Annotated in this window: 13 protein-coding genes and 1 pseudogene; 8 read left to right on the top strand and 6 right to left on the bottom strand. The window is 72.5% G+C overall.

Annotated features, from left to right (window positions below; translation table 11 throughout):
- Nucleotides 1-122: 122 nt before the first annotated feature.
- Nucleotides 123-1,454 carry an acetyl-CoA C-acetyltransferase gene (locus ACFWQG_RS18610; RefSeq protein WP_378509122.1) on the bottom strand — a complete coding sequence of 444 codons (1,332 nt, stop codon included), beginning with the start codon at nucleotides 1,452-1,454 and terminating at the stop codon, nucleotides 123-125.
- A gap of 132 nt (nucleotides 1,455-1,586) precedes the next feature.
- Here ACFWQG_RS18610 and ACFWQG_RS18615 point away from each other — a divergent pair, with 132 nt between their 5' ends.
- Nucleotides 1,587-2,933, top strand: a complete 1,347-nt coding sequence (locus tag ACFWQG_RS18615) for a 3-oxoacyl-ACP reductase (RefSeq protein ID WP_378509123.1) — start codon at nucleotides 1,587-1,589, stop codon at nucleotides 2,931-2,933.
- Nucleotides 2,933-3,817, top strand: a complete 885-nt coding sequence (locus ACFWQG_RS18620) for a MaoC/PaaZ C-terminal domain-containing protein (protein WP_378509124.1) — start codon at nucleotides 2,933-2,935, stop codon at nucleotides 3,815-3,817. The genes ACFWQG_RS18615 and ACFWQG_RS18620 overlap by 1 nt, the downstream gene beginning before the upstream one ends.
- A gap of 61 nt (nucleotides 3,818-3,878) precedes the next feature.
- Here the strand turns inward: ACFWQG_RS18620 and ACFWQG_RS18625 are convergent, their stop codons facing one another.
- Entirely contained in the window at nucleotides 3,879-4,472 is a 594-nt protein-coding gene (locus ACFWQG_RS18625; RefSeq protein WP_378509125.1) for a TetR/AcrR family transcriptional regulator, read from the bottom strand.
- Between the two features lie 127 nt (nucleotides 4,473-4,599).
- Complete coding sequence (locus tag ACFWQG_RS18630) at nucleotides 4,600-5,775, bottom strand: glycoside hydrolase family 3 N-terminal domain-containing protein (RefSeq protein WP_378509126.1); 1,176 nt, start codon at nucleotides 5,773-5,775, stop codon at nucleotides 4,600-4,602.
- Nucleotides 5,776-5,891: 116 nt separating this feature from the next.
- Between ACFWQG_RS18630 and ACFWQG_RS18635 the strand changes: the two genes are divergently transcribed.
- The 3 genes from ACFWQG_RS18635 to ACFWQG_RS18645 all read left to right on the top strand — a co-directional run bounded on the left by ACFWQG_RS18635 (nucleotide 5,892) and on the right by ACFWQG_RS18645 (nucleotide 11,050).
- Entirely contained in the window at nucleotides 5,892-6,359 is a 468-nt protein-coding gene (locus ACFWQG_RS18635) for a universal stress protein (protein ID WP_378509127.1), read from the top strand.
- A 91-nt stretch (nucleotides 6,360-6,450) separates the two neighbouring features.
- Nucleotides 6,451-6,621 (top strand): DUF2613 domain-containing protein, encoded by a 171-nt coding sequence (locus ACFWQG_RS18640; RefSeq protein ID WP_378509128.1) that lies wholly within the window; start codon nucleotides 6,451-6,453, stop codon nucleotides 6,619-6,621.
- A 31-nt stretch (nucleotides 6,622-6,652) separates the two neighbouring features.
- Nucleotides 6,653-11,050, top strand: a complete 4,398-nt coding sequence (locus tag ACFWQG_RS18645) for an alpha-(1->3)-arabinofuranosyltransferase family protein (protein ID WP_378509182.1) — start codon at nucleotides 6,653-6,655, stop codon at nucleotides 11,048-11,050.
- A 71-nt stretch (nucleotides 11,051-11,121) separates the two neighbouring features.
- Here the strand turns inward: ACFWQG_RS18645 and ACFWQG_RS18650 are convergent.
- Nucleotides 11,122-12,138, bottom strand: a pseudogene (locus ACFWQG_RS18650) (acyltransferase family protein); the annotation flags it as partial.
- A 220-nt stretch (nucleotides 12,139-12,358) separates the two neighbouring features.
- On the opposite strand from ACFWQG_RS18650, the gene ACFWQG_RS18655 reads away from it, so the two are divergent.
- The gene (locus ACFWQG_RS18655; RefSeq protein WP_378509129.1) at nucleotides 12,359-13,546 is read left to right on the top strand and encodes a DUF3068 domain-containing protein; all 1,188 of its coding nucleotides are present in this window, start codon (nucleotides 12,359-12,361) and stop codon (nucleotides 13,544-13,546) included.
- A gap of 265 nt (nucleotides 13,547-13,811) precedes the next feature.
- Here ACFWQG_RS18655 and ACFWQG_RS18660 read toward each other — a convergent pair whose 3' ends face one another.
- Entirely contained in the window at nucleotides 13,812-15,029 is a 1,218-nt protein-coding gene (locus ACFWQG_RS18660) for a polysaccharide biosynthesis protein (RefSeq protein WP_378509130.1), read from the bottom strand.
- A gap of 32 nt (nucleotides 15,030-15,061) precedes the next feature.
- Here ACFWQG_RS18660 and ACFWQG_RS18665 point away from each other — a divergent pair, with 32 nt between their 5' ends.
- Complete coding sequence (locus tag ACFWQG_RS18665; protein WP_378509131.1) at nucleotides 15,062-16,861, top strand: hypothetical protein; 1,800 nt, start codon at nucleotides 15,062-15,064, stop codon at nucleotides 16,859-16,861.
- Here ACFWQG_RS18665 and ACFWQG_RS18670 read toward each other — a convergent pair.
- Complete coding sequence (locus ACFWQG_RS18670; RefSeq protein ID WP_378509132.1) at nucleotides 16,805-18,049, bottom strand: glycosyltransferase family 4 protein; 1,245 nt, start codon at nucleotides 18,047-18,049, stop codon at nucleotides 16,805-16,807. The genes ACFWQG_RS18665 and ACFWQG_RS18670 overlap by 57 nt on opposite strands.
- A 139-nt stretch (nucleotides 18,050-18,188) precedes the next feature.
- Between ACFWQG_RS18670 and ACFWQG_RS18675 the strand changes: the two genes are divergently transcribed.
- The gene (locus ACFWQG_RS18675) at nucleotides 18,189-18,944 is read left to right on the top strand and encodes a class I SAM-dependent methyltransferase (RefSeq protein WP_378509183.1); all 756 of its coding nucleotides are present in this window, start codon (nucleotides 18,189-18,191) and stop codon (nucleotides 18,942-18,944) included.
- The last annotated feature ends 121 nt before the right edge of the window (nucleotides 18,945-19,065 follow it).

Below are 19,065 nucleotides of genomic sequence, written 5' to 3' on the forward strand. Positions count from 1 at the left end.
GGGGGGGGCGGGGGGGGGAGGGGTGTGTGGTGGGGATGTGGGGAGAAACAAAAAGGAGAAACCAAACAGCGAGCGTCGTCCCCCGGTTCCCCCCCCCCCGCTTCTGTCGCGGGACGGGTCTGCTACCGCTCGATGATCGCGGTGACGCCCTGACCGCCCGCCGCGCAGATGGAGATCAGGCCGCGCCCCGACCCCTTCTCCGCGAGCATCTTCGCCAACGAGGCCACGATCCGCCCGCCCGTCGCGGCGAACGGGTGACCGGCCGCCAGCGAGGATCCGTTGACGTTGAGCTTGCTGCGGTCGATCTTGCCGAGCGCCCCGTCGAGACCGAGGCGGTCCTTGCAGTACTCGTCCGACTCCCACGCCTGCAGCGTCGCGAGAACCACGGACGCGAAGGCCTCGTGAATCTCGTAGTAGTCGAAGTCCTGCAGGGTGAGGCCGTTGCGCGCGAGCAGTCGCGGCACCGCGTAGGTCGGCGCCATCAGCAGCCCGTCCGGCCCGTGCACGTAGTCGACGGCCGCCGTCTCCGAGTCGACCAGATGGGCGAGCACCGGCAGGTTGCGCTGCGCGGCCCACTCGTCGGTGGACAGCAGCACCGCCGACGCGCCGTCGGTCAGCGGGGTGGAGTTGCCCGCCGTCATCGTCGCGTCACCGAGCTTGGTGCCGAACACCGGCTTGAGCGTGGCCAGCTTCTCCACCGTGGACCCCGGGCGCAGGTTGTCATCGCGAGTCAGGCCGAGGAAGGGGGTGACGAGGTCGTCGAAGAAGCCGCGGTCGTAGGCGGCGGCCATGTTCCGGTGGCTGGCGGCCGCCAGCTCGTCCTGGTCCTCGCGGCGGACCCCGAACTCCTTAGCCGTGATCGCGGCATGGTCACCCATCGACAGCCCGGTGCGCGGCTCGCCGTTGCGGGGGATCTCGATGCCGATCATCGACGGCCGGACGTTGCCGAGCAGCTTGACCCGGTCCGCGGTGGTCCGGGCGCGGTTCACGGAGAGCAGGAACTCGCGCAGCTCGTTGTTCACGCCGATCGGGGCGTCGGAGGTGGTGTCGGTGCCGCCGCCGATGCCCGCGTCGATCCGGCCTGCCGCGATGGCGTCACCCACGGCGACGACCGACTGCAGGCCGGTGCCGCAGGCCTGCTGCAGGTCGTAGGCCGGCGTGTAGGGGCTCAGCGCGCTGCCGAGCACGGACTCGCGGATCAGGTTGAAGTCGCGGCTGTGCTTGAGCACGGCGCCGCCGACGACCATGCCGAGCTGCTCGCCCTGCAGGTTGAACCGACTGACCAGGCCGTTCAGGGTGGCGGTGAACATGTCCTGGTTGGACGCCTGCGCGTACGCCTTGTCCGACCGCGCGAACGGGATACGGTTGCCGCCGACGATGGCGACGGGCCGCTGCTGACGGCCGCCGGCCTTCGGGGCGGCCGGCTTCTTGGTGGTGCGCGCTCTGGTGGTCACGGTGTCTCCATCTGGACTTCGGTCTCCGGCGGTCGAGGCTGCGCCTCGACACCAAACTTACTTCAGAGTAAGTTCGTTGTCGACACCGCACCCGGTGCCCGGGTGCACGAATTTCGACACGAAGGTGGACCCGTGGCATCCAGCAAGGGCGCTCCCGACCTCTACTCCCAGTTCCTCTCCTCCGCACCGGGCGCATTCATCGCCAAGCAGGCAGGCCTGCCGCAGCCGGAGAACCTGCGCCGCTACACGGCGGGCGAACCCGCGCTCGCAGGCCCGGTTCTGATCGGCGGTCAGGGTAGGCTCGTCGAGCCGCTCCGCGCCTTGCTCGCCGACTACCCGGCCGCGCAGCCGCACGATGACCGCTACGGCGCCCTCGTCTTCGACGCCACCGGGATCTCCCAGGTCACGGAGCTCGTGCAGCTGTTCGAGTTCTACCAGCCGGTGATCCGGAACCTGGCCCCGTCCGCTCGCGTCGTCGTCCTCGGCACCACCCCCGAGGAGACCGCTGGCGTGGACGAACACATCGCGCAGCGGGCCCTGGAAGGCTTCACCCGCAGCGTCGGCAAGGAGATCAAGCGCGGCGCAACCGCCCAGCTCGTCTATGTCTCCCCGAAGGCGTCGACCGGGCTGTCCGGTGTCGAGTCCACGCTGCGTTTCCTGCTGTCGGCCAAGTCCGCGTTCGTGTCCGGCCAGGTGATCCGGGTCGGCTCGGCCGACTCCGCCGCGCCGCAATCGTGGGACAAGCCGCTCGACGGCAAGGTCGCCGTGGTGACCGGCGCCGCCCGCGGCATCGGGGCGACGATCGCCGAGGTGCTCGCCCGCGACGGTGCGCACGTCGTGTGCGCGGACATCCCCGCCGCCGGTCAGGCACTGTCCGACACCGCGAACACGGTGGGCGGCACCGCCCTTGCGCTCGACGTCACCGCCGATGACGCCGCCGACAAGCTCGCCACCCACCTGCTCGAGCGGCACGGCGGCGCGGACATCATCGTGCACAACGCGGGCATCACCCGCGACAAGACCCTCGCCAACATGGACGAGTCCCGGTGGGACATGGTCATCGGGGTGAACCTGCTTGCGCCGCAGAAGATCACCGACCACCTCGTCGCCAAGGGGGCACTCAAGGAGGGCGGCCGGGTGGTCGACGTGTCCTCGATCGCAGGCATCGCGGGCAACCGTGGCCAGACCAACTACGGCACCTCCAAGGCCGGCGTCATCGGCCTGGTGCAGGCCACCGCACCGGTGCTGGCGGAGAAGAACATCACGATCAACGCCGTCGCCCCCGGATTCATCGAGACCGCGATGACCGCGGCGATCCCGTTCGCCACCCGCGAGGCGGGCCGCCGGATGTCGTCGCTGCTGCAGGGCGGCCAGACCGTCGACGTCGCCGAGACGGTCGCGTACTTCGCCAGCCCCGCATCGAACGCCGTTACCGGTCAGGTCGTCCGCGTCTGCGGCCAGTCCCTGCTGGGGGCGTGATGTCCGGGCGCACCGTCGAACTCACCCACCCGCCAAGCACCCTCGACGTCTACGCCAGGGCAGCGCTCGGCGCGCTGCCGGTGGTCGGCAAGGCGGGCGTCGGCACCCGCCTGCCGGCCGAGACGCTTGCCCTGCGCGGTCAGCGGGTCGACACCGGCAACCTGGCCGCCTACGCCCGCGTATGCGGGCTGCGGTTCGGCGACACCCTGCCGCTGACGTACCCGTTCACGCTTGTCTTCCCGACCGTGATGAAACTGATGGTCGGAGCGGAATTCCCCTTCCCGGCAATCGGTTCCGTTCATGTCGAGAACGTGATCGAGCGGTACCGGCCGACCTCGGTGAGCGAACCACTCGACATCGCGGTGCATGCGGAGAACCTGCGCCCGCACCCGAAGGGCACCCAGGTGGACCTCGTCAGCGAGATCAGCGTGGGCCGGGAACTGGTGTGGCGTCAGGTCAGCACCTTCCTGCGGATGCATCCGACCGACGCGCCGACGGAACCGCGGTCCGCGCACGCGGACGAGGTCCCGCCCGCGCCGATGCGAACCCTGCGCGTCGACCAGAGGGCGATCAGCCGGTACGCCGCGGTGTCCGGCGACCGCAACCCGATTCACGTCTCGTCGTTGGGCGCCAAGGCCTTCGGGTTCCCGCGGACCATCGCGCACGGCATGTGGAGCGCCGCGGCGATCCTCGGCGCGGTCGAGGGTCGGATCCCCGACGCGGTCACCTACCGGGTCCGGTTCGGCAAGCCGGTGGTCCTGCCAGCGACGGTCAACGTCTACGCCGACGAGGTGACCGGGAGCGGCCCGGGCAGCAGCGGCTGGGACCTGGCCCTGCGGCACCCGAAGAAGGGCTACCCGCACCTGACCGCGACCCTGCGGTAGGCGACTCCGCGCCTGTGAGTCCTTCTGGCCCCTCCTGGGACCAAAAGGACTCACGGGCGCGTCAGCGCTTCTTTCCGGCCAGGCCGCGCCAGGCGAGGTTCTCGAGCAGATCGGCGGCCTTCTCGACGGCGATCTCGCCGCCAGCGACCCGATCCGCGACCGCCTCGCCCGCACCGACAAGGGCGACGGCCATGATGCCGAAGTCGGTGTCCGGCTCGGGGTCCTTGGTGCTGGACTCGAGCAGCTTCGCGGTGAGCTCGATCAGCCGGTCCCGGCTGGTCCGCACCTGGGTCGCGAACGCCTGCTCACCCATCGACTGCCGGTACAGCACCATCCACGATGACCGGTGACTGTCGACGAAGCCGAGGAACCCGAGCAGCGCGGCCCGCAACTGTTCCCGCGGCGTCAGTGTCGGGTCCGCGGCCGGGGTGATGGCCTCGACGAACCGCTGCCCCTCGCGGGCGATGCACGCGGTGAACAGTTCGTCCTTCGACCCGTAGTACAGGTAGAGCATTGGCTTGGAGATCTCGGCAGCCGACGCGATCGAGTCCATCGACGTGTCGTGGAAACCCTTGGCGGAGAACACCTCCACCGCCGCATCGAGCATCTGCTGCTCACGCACCGCGCGTGGGAGTCGTTTCGTACCGCCGGCCATCGTTCCTCCAGAGTCCGCGGTCCGACCGCGGTCGGACCCCAGCGTCGATCTTACTCTAGAGTAAGAATGGGTGTGGTCCCCGATATTCTGCCCCGACACACCGGCGGCCGGGCACACCACCCCGGCGTCAGCAGCGCACGACACCCTTCGCGGTCGCCACCCGCAGCACCGACGCGTCCACCTGCGACTGCGGCAGCTGGCCCGCCGCCACCTCCGACTCCAGGTGGTCGAGCACCTGCGGGACCTCGGCCGTCGTCAACCACAACGCAACATCGGCGCCCGCCTCCAGCGCGGTGGACACCGCGTGCGCGATGTCCATCCGATCGGTGATCGCCCGCATCCCCGACAGGTCGTCGGTGAAGATCGGGCCGTCGAACGGCGGGGCGTCGTACCCGGTCCCGGTGCGCAGCAGCGACATCGCCGCCGGGCTGATGCTCGCCGGAACTCCCGGCTCGGTCAGCCCGGGCACGTCCAGATGGCCGACCATCACCCCGACCCCGGTGGTCACCAGGGTCCGGTATGGCACCAGGTCGATGGACTGCAGCTGATCGAGCGGCGGCGTGGTCACCGCACCGGTGTGCGAGTCGCCCGACCCCGACCCGTGCCCCGGGAAGTGCTTGATCACCGGCAGCACCCCGGCGTCGCGCAGTCCGCGCGCATATTCCCCGGCGTACTGCGTCACCACCTGCGGGTCGTCCGAGAACGAGCGGTCCCCGATCACCGTGTCCGCTGGCTGATCGCTCACGTCCACCACCGGCGCGAAGTCGACCGTGATGCCGAGGTCGTGCAGGCCGCGACCGCGCTCGAGCGCCATCTGATACGTCTGCTCCGGCGTCATCGTCTGCGCCACGGTCCGCGCCGCCGGGTCCGCGCCGAGCAGATCCGCAACCCGCGACACCCGGCCCCCCTCCTCGTCGATGCTCACCATCACCGGCACCTTCGCGACGGCCTGCACCTGCGGCACCTGTCCGGACGCCAGCATCGACTCGTCGGTCCAGCTGCCGACGAAGATGCCGCCGACCTGCTCGTCCCGGACCACCGCGACGGCGTCCGCGGTCCCCGTCACGCCGACATTGAGCAACTGCGCGAGGCGCTGCCGCGGGGTGAGCCCGGCGAGGAAGTCCGCACCGCACGGGGCGGGCTGCGTCTGATCGCGGGCACCGGTGACCTCGTCGATCGGCGGCGGCGCCGAGGACGACGGCGACGCGGTCGGGACGGACTCCGTCCCAGCGCCCCCACATCCGGCAACCAAGCCCAGGCCGAGCAGCAGGGGCAGGACACGGGCCGAGCGGGTGCGGGTCATGTCCTCGAGCCTAGCGACGTCACCGCTCCGGACGCCGGTCGACGGCAGAGCCACCCGTGGCCGCGGGCAGCGGGTAGCCTCGGAGACAGGATCGCTCCCGACCCGAGGAGGTCTCGATGCCCGCCGACCTGATGCTGATCGCGTACGACGGAACCGAGAATTCCAGGCGCGCAATCGAATACGCTGGCCGATTCCTCAGCGCCGGCCGTGCGATCGTGATCACCGCCTGGGAGCCGATGGTGCGGCAGGCCGCCCGCATGTCCGGCCTGTCCGGGGTCATGCAACCCGAATGGGTGCCCGACGAGGACACCGAGGACATCGCCCTCACCGACGCCAAGACCGTCAACGCCGAGGGGCTCGACCTGGCCCGCGACGCCGGACTGAACGCGGAGGGACGCACGATCGAATGCGTCAGCACCGTGTGGACCACCATCGTCGAGGCGGCCGACGAACTCGACGCCGACATCATCGTGACCGGCACCCGCGGCACCACCGGCCTGAAGTCGCTGCTGCAATCCTCGGTCGCCGACCACGTCCTGCGGCACAGCCACCGACCGGTCCTGGTCGTTCCGCCCGGCAAGTAGCGATCTGATCACGCCTGCCACCCCGAAACGGACCGGGTGGGTGATACCTTGGCGCGAACGTTTCCATCAGGCAGCAATTGGGAGATCCGAGATGAAGTTCCTTGTCCCCGGTGTGGCAAGTGCAGTGATCGGCGCGGTCCTCGGACTCGCCACGGTCTTCGGCGTCACCGCAGCCGCCTCGGACAACACCCGTCCGGACGTGGACCGGACCGGGAACGCGAACTCGTCGCTGCTGAACCAGGTGGAGTACGGCAGCCGTTAACAGCAGCACCACGGATGGGCGGCACGGTCGCCTGCCGGTCACGAACAGCCACGCCGCGATCACCGAGACGCCGAACACCGCACCGCTGAGCAGGCGGTGGCTGGTCGGCGCCTCGGTCGTCGCGTTTCTTCTCGCGTTCGCGCAGGCGCCGGGCCGCGTGGTCGCGGACACCAAGTACGACCTGACGCAGAATCCGCTCGGCTTCCTGGAGCGCGCCTCGCATCAGTGGTCGTCGCTGGCGCCGCTCGGCCAGGTGCAGAACCAGGCCTACGGCTACTTCTTCCCGCACGGCGCCTTCTTCGGTGTCGGACATGTGCTGCACATTCCGCCGTGGATCACCCAGCGGATCTGGTGGGCGCTGCTGCTGATCGCCGGTTTCTGGGGCATCGTCCGGCTCGCCGAGGCGCTCGGCATCGGATCCCGCAGTTCCCGGATCATCGCCGCGGTCGCGTTCGCGCTCTCGCCCCGCGTCCTGACCACCCTCGGCTCGATCTCCTCCGAGACGCTGCCGATGATGCTCGCGCCGTGGGTGCTGCTCCCGGTGGTCCTGGCCCTCGGCCCTGTGAGTCCTTTCGGCCCGCATGGGGACCAGAAGGACTCACGGGCTGCGCAGCTGCCTCTGCTGGCGGCGCGGTCGGCGGTGGCGGTCGCGCTGATGGGCGCGGTGAACGCGGTCGCGACGGGGGCGGCGTGCCTGGTCGCGGCGCTGTGGTGGGTCGCGCACCGCCCGAACCGTCGCTGGTGGGTGTTCACCGCATGGTGGCTGCCGCTGTGCCTGCTCGCGACGATCTGGTGGATCGTGCCGCTACTGCTGCTCGGCAGGGTCAGCCCACCGTTCCTCGACTACATCGAATCCTCCGGCGTCACGACGCAGTGGACCAGCCTCACCGAGGTGCTCCGCGGCACCGACAGCTGGACGCCGTTCGTCTCCCCGGAACGGATCGCGGGCGCCGTCCTGGTCACCCAGCCCGCCGCGGTCGTCGCGACGGGGGCGCTCGCCGCCGCCGGGCTGGCGGGCCTTGCCATGCGGTCGATGCCCGCGAAGGGCAGGCTGACGCTGATCCTGTTCGTCGGCCTCGCCGGTCTCGGCGCGGGCTATGTCGGCGAACTCGGGTCGCCGATCGCCGAGACGGTTCGCACCTTCCTCGACTCCGGCGGCGCGCCGCTGCGCAACGTGCACAAGCTCGAACCGCTGGTCCGTCTGCCGCTGGTGCTCGGTCTCGCGCACCTGCTCGCGAAGGTGCCGCTGCCCGGCTCGGTCCCGGCCCGGCGCTGGCGCAGCGCGTTCGCCCATCCCGAACGCGAACCGATGGTGGCACTGACCAGCCTGATCCTGGTCGCGCTCACCCTCGCCACCTCCCTCGCCTGGACCGGGAAGCTCGCCCCCCGCGGCGCGTACGACGAGGTGCCCGGGTACTGGCATGAGGCCGCCGACTGGCTCGGCGAGCACGCCGCAGGCTCCTCCCCCGACGGTTCCGACGCCGCCCGCGCGCTGGTGGTGCCCGGCGCCCCGTTCGCCGCGCAGGTGTGGGGCCTGACCCGAGACGAGCCGCTGCAGGCGCTCGCGACGACGCCGTGGGCGTCCAGGGACGCGGTGCCGCTGGTGCCGCCGGGCGCGATCCGCGCCCTCGACTCCGTGCAGCGGCTGATCGCCGACGGCAGCCCCTCCGCCGGGTTGGCCGCGACCCTGCGCGGACAGGGCATCGGGTTCGTCGTGGTCCGCAACGACCTCGACCCGGAGACGTCCCGCTCCACCCGCCCGCTGTTGGTGCACCGGGCGGTCGAGGGATCCCCCGGCCTGACCCGGGTCGCCGAGTTCGGCGAGGACGTCGGCCCCGGAGAGGTAGACGGCTTCGTCACCGACGGCGACCTGCGACCGAGGTACCCGGCGATCGAGATCTACCGCGTCGACGCCCCGGACGCCGCCCCCGCAGGCCCGTACAGCGTCGACCTGGGCGGGGTCCCGCTGGTGCAGGGCGGGCCGGAGTCGCTGCAGCGGCTCGCGGCCCGGCGCGCGCAGGACGGCGACGGCGACGGCGTGCGAGCGGGGCCGGTGCTGCTCGCGGCGGACGCCGCGCGGGCGGGGCTGCCGGTCGACGCGGTGACGGTCACCGACACCCCCACCGACCGGGAGACGGACTTCGGTCAGGTCGACAACCACAGTTCCGCGCTGCGCAGCCCCGACGACCCCCGGCGCACCCACAATCTGGTGCCGGACTACCCGGTCGAGGGCACCGACCTGGTCACCGGACGGTGGGAGGGCGCCCGGATCACGGTGTCGAGTTCCGCTGCCGACGCCACCCAGCTGGGTGGGACCGCACCGGGCAGCGGTCCGGCCGCCGTCGTCGACGGCGACCGGGCGACCGGCTGGTTCAGCAACGGCTTGGAAAGCGCGCTGGGGCAGTGGCTTCGACTGGACTTCGACACCCCGGTCACCAGCGGGCTACTGCACCTGCGCACCAGCGCGGCCGCGCTGGGCGTCCCGGTGAAACAGCTGGAGGTCACGACCGCGAACGGCAGCACCGCCATCCGGGTCTCCGAACCGGGCGAGCCGATCGCCGTCTCGCTGCCGCCTGGCCGCACCGACTGGGTGAAGATCACCGCCACCCACACCGAGGATGGGTCCGTCGGAACCCAGTTCGGCATCAGCGAGCTGTCGGTCGAGGACTTCACCGACCGGGACCACCCGGCCCCGGTGCCGATCCGACACCTGACGGTGCTGCCGCCGACGCCCGCCGGTGCCACCGTCACCGGATGGGATCTCGGCCAGGAACTCCCCGGCCGCACCGCCTGCGTCGAGGCACCGGACCGGGTGCGCTGCCACGCCGGGCTCGGCCTGCAACCGGAGGAACCCGGCGCCTTCGAACGCACCCTGTCCGTGCCCGCCGACACCGCGGTGACGCCGCGACTGCTGGTGCGGTCCCGGCAGGGCCCCGAGCTGGAGGCGCTGCTCGCCGACCCGGCCCGCCCCCGCGCGAGCGGAGACGCCGCGGTCGCCGACGTGCGCGGGTCCGCGGCGGCGGCCGTCGACGGCGACCCGCAAACCAGTTGGACCGCGTCCCGTGACGGGCTCACCGGCAAGGGGCCGAAACCGACCGTCACGCTGACACTTCCGGCGCCGGCGCGGGTCACCGGCCTCGAGCTGACGCCGAGCACCGGCCCACTGCCCGCCGCCGCGACCAGGGTCGCCGTCGATCTCGGCGCCGGACCGCAGGTGCGGGACCTGACCGACGGGGACCGAATCTCCTTGACCCCCACCGTCACCGACCGGATCGTGGTCAGCATCGTCGACTGGGACGATGTCCTCGACCAAACCCCGCTCGGGTTCGCGCAGCCGAAACCCCCGGGTTTCGCCGAGATCGGTGTGCTCACCACCGACGCGGGCGGCGAGACGACGACCGTCCCGGGAACCGGGATCGCCGCCGTACCGCCCGGCGACCGCACCGTCACCCTCGGCTGCGGGGACGGCCCCGTCGTCTCCTTCGCGGGCACCGTACTGCACACCTCGATCACCGCAACCGCGCTGCAGTTACGTTCCGGCGCACCGGTTCCCGCGACGGTGTGCGCCGTCGACGGCCCGTTCGGCCCGGTCGACACGACCCTCCCGGTCCCGCTGCCCGCCGGCGCACCGTCCGTCGTGGTGGCGCCCGGGCCGGCGTTCACCGTCGACGGTCTGCGCCTCGACGCCGCCGCCCCCGACTCGGCTCCGCAGCGGATCGACCCGGCGCCGACCAGCGCGTGGACCGCGAACCATCGCGAGCTGACGGTCGAGGCGTCCGACACCGATCGCCTGCTGGTGAACCCGGAGTCGGAGAACACCGGCTGGGTCGCCACCGCCCCGGACGGCAGCACCCTGACCCCGGTCACGGTGGACGGGTGGCAGCAGGGCTGGATCATCCCGGCGGGCACCGACGGCACCGTCACCCTCGCCTTCCCCACCGACCGCTGGTACCGGCTCGGCATCGCCGCCGGGCTGCTCGCACTGATTCCGCTGTTCGGCCTGGCGTTCTGGCCGCGCCGACGCCCCGGGGACCCCGGCCCGGCGCCGCGCACCTGGCACGGCACCGCCGCGGCAACGGTCGGGGTGTTGGCCACCGCGACCGTGCTCGCCGGGTGGGTGGGCGCGGTGGTTGCCATCGCGCTCGCCGCCGCCGCCGCCGCGGTCGGCCGGTCCCGGGGACGGATCGCCGCGACCCGCGTGCTCGTTGCGGTCGCCGGGATCGGCGCCGCCACCGGCGCGGCGCTGCTCTCGACCGGCCCGTGGCGGTTCCCCGACGGCTACGTCGGGCATGCCTGGCTGGTTCAGCTGGCGGCGTTGCTCGGGGTGATCGCGGTGGGGTGGTCGGCGGTGCCGCTCTCGGCCCGCGCGCGGCGCGCGCTCTCCCACCGGGCAAGGGCCCGGCGGGCCGGTTCCTCGATCAGCGCGTAGCTCGCCGACGCCACCGCCAGGCTCAGCACCACGGTCACCGCCAGCACGAACACGAAGTTGCCCGCGAACGGCAGGATGCCGAACACCGGGAACACGATCGACAGCACCAGCAGGTGCCAGATGAACACGCCGTACGACCACCGTCCGACCGCCAGCGCGGCGGGTCCCGCGAGCAGGCGATGCCGGGTGCCGTCGTCCACCACCAACGGGGCGAGCAGCGCGAACGCCAGGGTCGCGCCGAGGACGGTCTTGACCGCGTACTGCCACGGCTCGGCACGCACGAGGCCCTCGGGCCCGGCGAGGTCGGTGCACGAGAGCGCGAACGCGACGACCGCGATTCCCATCATCACCCCGCGGCGGCGGAGGAACCGGTGCACCGGACCGTCCGGCAGCATCACCAGTTCCGCGAGCAGCATGCCCGCGCCGAACCACGGCAGGTATCCGGGCAGCCAGTTGTCGGCGTGGATGCCGTCGGGAGTGGGGACGGGCAGGAACGACCACCCCAGGCTGACGGCGGACGCGGCGAGCAGAACGGGGATCCGCCATCGCGCCGCCGCACCCCGCAACCGGACCAGCGCGAACGCCAGCAGCGGCAGCAGCGCGTAGAACGCCACCTCCACCGAAAGACTCCACATCTGGGTCAGGCCGTCGGTCAGGGTCAGCGGCACGAACACCTGCACCAACCCCAGGTTCGCCGCCCAGACCTTCCACCCGCCGCCCGCCGCAGGCAGGAAGATCAGGACCACCACGACCACCACCCAGTAGGCGGGCAGGATCCGGACCGCGCGGTGCAGGAAGTACCGGCCGGTTCCTGGCCGGTCGCCGAGACCGCGCGCCGCGGCGGCATGGGGGCGCCACAACAGGAAACCGGACAGCGCGAAGAAGACGGCAACCGCGAGGTCGAACCGGCCCAACACCCGGCCAAGGACGGGGAGGTCCGTCGCGGCGGTTTGGAAGGCGACGTGGGTGACCAACACGCCGAGCGCGGCGAGTCCGCGCATGCCCTCGAGTGCGGGAACGAAGCCTCGGGTCGCCCGGTGCGGGGCGTCCGGGAGGGCGGGAACTGCGGCGCGTGTGGTGGTATCCATTTCGCGTCCAGTGTGCCCGGCGACCGGCGGATAGGCCGTACCGACGAGTTTCGTACGGCGCTCGAAATCTGGCGTGCCAGCGCAATCGGGGCCGTGACACTGTTACTGTCTGGGCTCACTGGGTGTCACGATTCGGGCACTCTGCGATCGATGCGGCGCCAGTCACCGCATCCAGGGGTGGCTCGGGAACGGGCCCAGCAGGAGACGAAGGAGATTCGGTATGGCGGAACGCTCAGGGCCGAGCAGGACACTCGCCTGCATTCTGGTGGGGCTCGGCGCATTCCTACTGGCAGCCGCCCTGCTGATCCCGACCTACACCGTCGGCAAGCTGAAGAAGACCCCGCTCGACCTGGAGGTCACCACGATCGCCGCGGGTAACGGCGACGTCCTCGACGCCAAGTCGCTGACCTCCGGCCGCGCCGTGGTCGACACGAATGTCCCGCTCGTCGCGCAGCGCTACGTCACGGTCGTCGATCCGTCCGACGCCGACCGGATCACGGTCCAGGCCGGTCAGACGCTCCGTCGCACCGACAAGCAGGGCGACACCGGCCTGCTGACCGCCACCGTCGACCGGGTCACCCTCGACCGCGTCACCTCCATGCCGATCCAGGACCCGATCGGCACCATCCAGACGGACGCCAACAAGCCCGCCGAAGAGGTGGAGCACACCGGCCTGCAGTACAAGTGGCCGTTCGACGCCGAGCAGAAGGCGTACCCGTACTTCGACCTGAACTCCCGCACGACGCAGGACATCGACTTCGTCGAGGAGACCGAGGTCAACGGGATGAAGGTGTACCACTACAGCCAGAAGGTCGGCCCCGTCGACCTGTCGAAGGTCGTCTCCTCCCCGACGAACAAGCTCGCCCTGCCCGCCGACACCTGGGGTGTCGAGGGTGGCGCCGCCCCCATCACGATGACCCGCTGGTACGAGAACGAGCGCGACGTGTGGGTCGACCCGGTCACCGGTGTCGTCGTCAAGGGCCAGGAGAAGCTGTTCCAGTACTACTCCCGCACCGCGGGCAAGCCGGAGGTCACCGTCCTCAAGGCGACGCTGCCGTTCGATGAGGAGACCATCGAGTACCAGGTCCAGCAGGCCAAGGACGGCCAGGACAAGCTCGCCGTCTTCGGTCGTACCGTGCCGATCGTCGCGGCGGTTCTCGGCGTGATCGCCCTCGCCGCGGGCCTGTTCCTGGGCACCCGCGGTGGACGGGGCGGCGCGAAGCCCGCCGTCGCGGGCGGAACGCCGGTCAACCCGGAGTCGGGCCGCGGCCCGGAGCCGGACACCTACCAGGGCGGCTACTCCGATCCGGACACCGAGATGATCCCGCGGCACGACTACTCCGGGGACGAGACGATGGAGATCCCGCAGGTGAAGCCGGATCAGGATCCGCCGACCACCCGCCTGTAGCGCACGCAGCACAGGGCCCGCACTCGCTCACCCGAGTGCGGGCCCTTCGCGTCCCTCGAGTCCTCGAGTACTCGGGTGCGGTCACCCGGAGGGGGCCGCCGCCCGCTCCTTCCCGAATGCGCCATTCGATCGGTCTAACTGACCGAATCCGCCATTCGGTCGGTCTGACTGACCGGATCCGCCATTCGATCGGTCTGACTGACCGAATCCGCCATTCGGGAAGGTGCACGGTGGGGTGACGAGGGCGCAGACCGGGGGGCGCCCGTCAGGACGGCGCAGGCGGGGCCGCGAGAGCGGCGGGGCGGCCCGCCCCGCGCAGGACCAGCAGGCTCGCCGCGACCGCGGTGACGGCGGCGACGGTGGCCGCGACCGCGATCAGCTGGGCGATGCCGGTGACGGCGGTGAGCACCACAACGACCTCGACTGCCAGCCCCAGCCAGGCGACCGCGGCAAGCGCGGTACGTTCGCGGGCGATCGCGGACAGCAGCGCGCCCTGCAGGACGGCCAGGCAGGCGCCGCTCAGCGCGAACGCCCACAGCAGTCCACGCACGGGCGCGTACGCCTCCCCCAGCAGCGCAGGCACCAGCGGCGCCGCGACCGCGGCCCCGGCGACGGTGACGGCGCCGATCCCGACCAGCACCCCGAGCGCGGACCGGACCGCGCCCGCCGAGTGCTCCGGGCTCGCCATCCTCGGATACAGCACCACCCCGACGGCGGCGGGCAGCCAGAACGCCACCTTGGTGGCGACCGCGCCGAGCGCGTACTGCCCGGCCTGCTCCTCCCCGAGCACCACCCGCGCAAGCAGGACGTCCACGGACGACAGCACGATCAGCGCCAGCTGCACCTGCGAGGCCCGCAGCACCGCCATCACGCCGATCGCCCGCCGCGCGTCGTCCGTGCCCCCGGCGATACCGGCCAGGACCCGGGCTCCGACCGCGACCGCCCCGGTCCCGACGGCCGACGCGGTCAGCGCGGTCCCCGGTCCGCCACCGAGCAGCAGGACCGCGATCGCGGGACCGACCTTCCCGATCCCGGCTACGGCCAGCAGGGCGGCGAGCACGCCGAACCGGCCGGTGCCCTGCAGCAGCCCCTGCTCCCCGGCGAGCAGCACCAGCATCGGTGCGGTGAGGAGGGCGGCGGCGGTCGCGGCGACGCCGGTGTCGAGGACGGTGGCGATCGGCACCACCAGCGCCGCGGCGACGACCGCGACGATTGCGGTGCATCGGATCCCGAGCCTGCGCAGCGTCGCCGCGTCCCTGCCGAGGACCGTGTCCCGCGCGACGACGGTCTGCAGGGCGAGGGCGGGCACCGCGAGGACGAGCTGGGCGGCGGTCAGCGCCGCGAACTCCCCGTAGCCGGCGGGCCCGAGCCACCGAGCGGCCAGCAGCGCGAGCAGGTAGGACAGGGCGTTCGCGGTCATCGAGCCCGCGGTCACCATCGTCATCCCGGCCACCGCGGAACCGGCAGCGGGGCGAGGTGTCATCCGCCCATGATCGCATCCGTTAGCGTGGCCCCATGATCGCGCGGCCCGTGTGGCTCCACCGGGTCGCCGAGCCCGGATACAGCCTGCTGTTGGCGCTGCTGATCCTCGGTCCCCTGCTCGGCCCCGGCTACCTGCTGCTGCGGGACGCGGTGAGCACACCGCGGTCGTATCTGACCGATTCGGCGTTGGGTCTGTCGGACGCGGCGGCGCGGGCGGTGCCGCAGGACGCGGCGGTCGCGGCGCTGTCGACGGTGCTGGACGGCGGGCTGGTGGTGAAGACGATCCTGCTGCTCGCGCTGGTCGCGGCGGGGTGGGGTGCGGCGCGGATGGTCGCCGCGACCCTGCCCACGGTCGGGCTCGGCGGCAGGCTGCTCGCGTCGACGGTGACGCTGTGGAACCCGTACGTCGCCGAGCGGCTGCTGCAGGGACACTGGAGCCTGCTGACCGGGTATGCGGCGTTGCCGTGGATCGTGGTGGCGGCGGTGCGGATCCGCGGCACCGCCCGCCTCCGGTCCGCCGCGGTGGTCGCGCCGCCCGCCCTGGCCCTGGCCGCGGCGGGACTCACCCCGACCGGTGCGGTGCTCGCGGCGACGCTGCTGCTGGTCCTGCTCGCGGTGCCGGGGGGTCGCAGCCGCCGCGGCCCGCGGGTGCTGGTCGGGGTGCTCCTCGCCGTCGCGGCGTCGGCGCCGTGGCTGACCGCGACCGTGCTGTCCGGTGCGGGCGCGCAGGGCGCGGACCCGGCCGGTGTCGCGGCGTTCGCGGCCCGTGCGGAACCGGGGCTCGCGACGCTCGGCAGCCTCGCCGGCCTCGGCGGCATCTGGAACGCGGCGGCGGTGCCCGGCAGCCGGGCCACCGGGTGGGCGCTGGTCGGCACCGTCATGCTGCTGGCCGTCGTCGCGTGTGGGCTGCCCGCGTTGGTGCGCCGCCGCGGCAACCCGGTGCTGGTCGCGGTGGCGGCGCTCGCGGCGGCGGCGGTGCTGCTGCCCGCGCTCGCCGCGACCGGGTGGGGGCTGGCGGCAGGCGAGTGGGCGGTCGTGCACGTGCCCGGCTACGGACTGCTGCGCGACGCCCAGAAGTGGGTGGCGCTTGCGGTGCCGTTCTACGCGCTGGCCGCGGCCGCCGGGGTCGGCGCACTCGCGCGGACGGCGGCGCGCGTCTTCGCCCCGGACCGGCCTGCGCACCGGCCACGGACCGGGGTGGCCGCCGCGGTCGCGATCGTCGCGGTGCTGGCGGCGCTGCCGGACCTGGCGTTGGGGGTCGGGGGCGCAGTGCGGCCGGTGCACTACCCGGCGTCGTGGCAGCGGGTGGCGGCACTGCTCGACGGGGCGGCCAGCGACGTCGCGGTGCTGCCCGCGGGGACGTTCCGCCGGTTTCCGTACTCCGGCCCCGCGCCGGTGCTGGATCCGGCGCCGCGGATGCTGCCGCTCGATGTCCCGCAGACCGGCCGGCTGCTCGTCCTGCCGCAGGAGCCGACGTTCACCGGGCCCAGCTTCGTCGAGATCACCGGGGAGGGCGGCCGGGCGGCGGAGATCGAACTGGTCCTCGTCGGCGGCGGCACCCCCGACGACCTCGCCCTGCTCGGCGTCGGGTGGGTTCTCGTCGAGAAGGACACCCCCGGGGTCCCCGGCGACACCGACCTGCTTGCCGACCTGGAGTTGGTGTACGACGACGACCACCTGGCGCTGTACCGGCTGCCCGGCTGGGTCGCGTTCGCGCCGGAATCGGCGACGCAGCGGCGGGTGCTGGTCGCCGCGCATCTGGTGTGGGCGGCGCTGCTAGCGGGCGGCGCCCTCGGGTGCGTACTCGGCGCCCGCCGCGCCAGCGTCGACTAGGACGTCCGGCCCGATCAGCCCGGACACGTAGCCGCCCGCCGCGGACGCGGCCAGCACCCGATGCACCCCGGCCGCGGTCTGCGCCCAGGAGAACTCACGCGAGCGTCCCCGGGCCTTCTCCCCCAGCTCGGCCCGCCGCGCGGCGTCCCCGAGCAACTCCGCAACGGCGGCGGTGAGGGCGGCGACGTCCTCCGCCGCGTCGACCGTGTCGCCGCCGACGACGACACCGGTGACCCCGTCGACGATGGAGTCGGTGAGGCCGCGGGAACTGCGGTAGCCGACCGTCGGGACGCCGTGCTGCGCCGCCTCGATCACCGCGAGCCCCCAGCCCTCCTTGCGGGACGGCATCACGTGCACCCAGGACCGAGACAGCAGTTCGTGCTTGCGCTGCTCGGGCACGTGGCCATGGAACGTGACGGCGTCTGCGATGCCGAGACCGGCCGCGCTCTCCCGCAGGTTCTGTTCCCACCACCCGCCGCCGACGACGTCGAGGTGCAGGCCGGGGATCCGGTCCCGCAGGGTCGCGACCGCGGCGAGCGCGTCCTCGATCTGCTTGTGCGGCACCAGCCGCGACAGCACGCAAATGCTCGGGTGGTCGGTGCGGGCGGCGGCGTCCCCGGTCGGGGCTGCCGCGGGCACGGGGTCGACGCCGTTGCGGACCACGGCGACCCGGTCCCGGTGGACGCCGAGCGCGTGGAGTTCCTCGGCGGACGGCAGCGACACCGTCAGGTACTGGTTCGTGCGGTGCAGTCGCGGGGACAGCCGGGACTCGACCCACCAGCCGATCTTCCCGACCAGTCGGCCGGCGACCGGCCACTGCTCGCGGTGGCAATGGTGCACGAGGACCGTGCTCGGCGCGCCGCTGACCAGGCGCGCGAAGAACGGGATGCCGTTCTGGGTGTCGATGACCGCGTCCGGGGCGATGCCCTTGAGCGGGCCGAACCCGAACCGGCCAGCGAGGATCGCGGCCAGCGCCCGCGGGTACACGGTGAACCTGCCGCCGCCGCGGCTGATCCGAATGCCGTCGACGACCTCCTCGCGGGGCGCGCCCGGATAGCCTGCGGTGCGCAGGGTGACGGTGATGCCGCGGGCGGCGAGCCCGGCGCCGACCTGCTCGAGGTAGCGCTCACTGCCGCCGCCCTGCGGGTGACCGGTGTCCCGCCAGCACAACAACAGAACCTCGCGCACGGCACTACTCCTGGACCCTCGGGCGTGTCGGCCGCGGCGGCGGCCGTTGCACACCTTATCGGCTCGGCAGCCGGTGATGGTGCGGTCCGCGCGAGGCGAGGCGGGGCCGATAGGCTGGCGCCCCGTGACCGCGCTCCCCGTGACCCGCCTCTTCGCCCGCCGGGCCACCCTGCGCCGATCGGTGCGCCTGCTGTCGGATTTCAAGTACGAGCAGACCGATCCGGACCTCTTCTACGGCGCCCTCGCCACCGATTCGCTGGAGCTGATCGGCGACCTGTACGCGGGCGCGACCGGCGGGTCGCTCGCGGGAACCACGGTCCTCGACGTCGGAGGTGGACCCGGCTACTTCGCGGACGCGTTCCGCGCGGCAGGCGCGACGTACGTGCCGGTGGAGCCGGATCCGTCCGAGATGCACGCGGCGGGCCTGCCCGCGCACGGTGGGCTGCGCGGGTCGGGGATGGCGTTGCCGGTGCGGGATGCGTCGGTCGACATCTGCTTCTCGTCGAACGTCGCCGAGCACGTCCCCGAGCCGTGGACGATGGCCGACGAGATGCTGCGGGTCACCAGGCCGGGCGGGCTGATGGTGCTCTCGTACACGCTGTGGTGGGGCCCGTTCGGCGGGCATGAGACCGGGCCGTGGCACGCGTTCGGCGGGGAGTACGCGGCCCGCCGGTACGCCAGCAAGCACGGCAAGGAGCCAAAGAACCGGTTCGGTGTGTCGCTGTTCGAGGTGGGCGCGGCCGACGGGCTGCGGTGGGCCCGCTCGGCCACGGACGGCGAGTTGCTCGCCGCGTTCCCCCGCTACCACCCGCGCTGGGCCTGGTGGCTGGTCAGGGTTCCCGTGGTCCGCGAGTTCCTGGTCTCCAATCTGGTCCTCGTCCTGCGCAGGCGCTGACCAGCAACCGTGGGTGGGGTGTGCCCCCAGGGGGGGGGGGAGACCACAAAGGGGGGGGAGACGAACAACCTGTCCGAGTGGGGGGTCTTTTTTTTGGGATCGATGGGAACAAACTCTCGAC

The sequence above is a fragment of the Rhodococcus sp. NPDC058532 genome (genome assembly GCF_042719255.1).
Lineage (GTDB): Bacteria > Actinomycetota > Actinomycetes > Mycobacteriales > Mycobacteriaceae > Rhodococcus_G.

What these genes read in the sequence shown, in the direction of transcription:
- ACFWQG_RS18620 (WP_378509124.1), top strand. Translation starts at nt 2,933, where the DNA reads ATGTCCGGGCGCACCGTCGAACTCACCCACCCGCCAAGCACCCTCGAC.
- ACFWQG_RS18625 (WP_378509125.1), bottom strand. Translation starts at nt 4,472, where the DNA reads ATGGCCGGCGGTACGAAACGACTCCCACGCGCGGTGCGTGAGCAGCAG.
- ACFWQG_RS18630 (WP_378509126.1), bottom strand. Translation starts at nt 5,775, where the DNA reads ATGACCCGCACCCGCTCGGCCCGTGTCCTGCCCCTGCTGCTCGGCCTG.
- ACFWQG_RS18635 (WP_378509127.1), top strand. Translation starts at nt 5,892, where the DNA reads ATGCCCGCCGACCTGATGCTGATCGCGTACGACGGAACCGAGAATTCC.
- ACFWQG_RS18640 (WP_378509128.1), top strand. Translation starts at nt 6,451, where the DNA reads ATGAAGTTCCTTGTCCCCGGTGTGGCAAGTGCAGTGATCGGCGCGGTC.
- ACFWQG_RS18655 (WP_378509129.1), top strand. Translation starts at nt 12,359, where the DNA reads ATGGCGGAACGCTCAGGGCCGAGCAGGACACTCGCCTGCATTCTGGTG.
- ACFWQG_RS18660 (WP_378509130.1), bottom strand. Translation starts at nt 15,029, where the DNA reads ATGACACCTCGCCCCGCTGCCGGTTCCGCGGTGGCCGGGATGACGATG.
- ACFWQG_RS18665 (WP_378509131.1), top strand. Translation starts at nt 15,062, where the DNA reads ATGATCGCGCGGCCCGTGTGGCTCCACCGGGTCGCCGAGCCCGGATAC.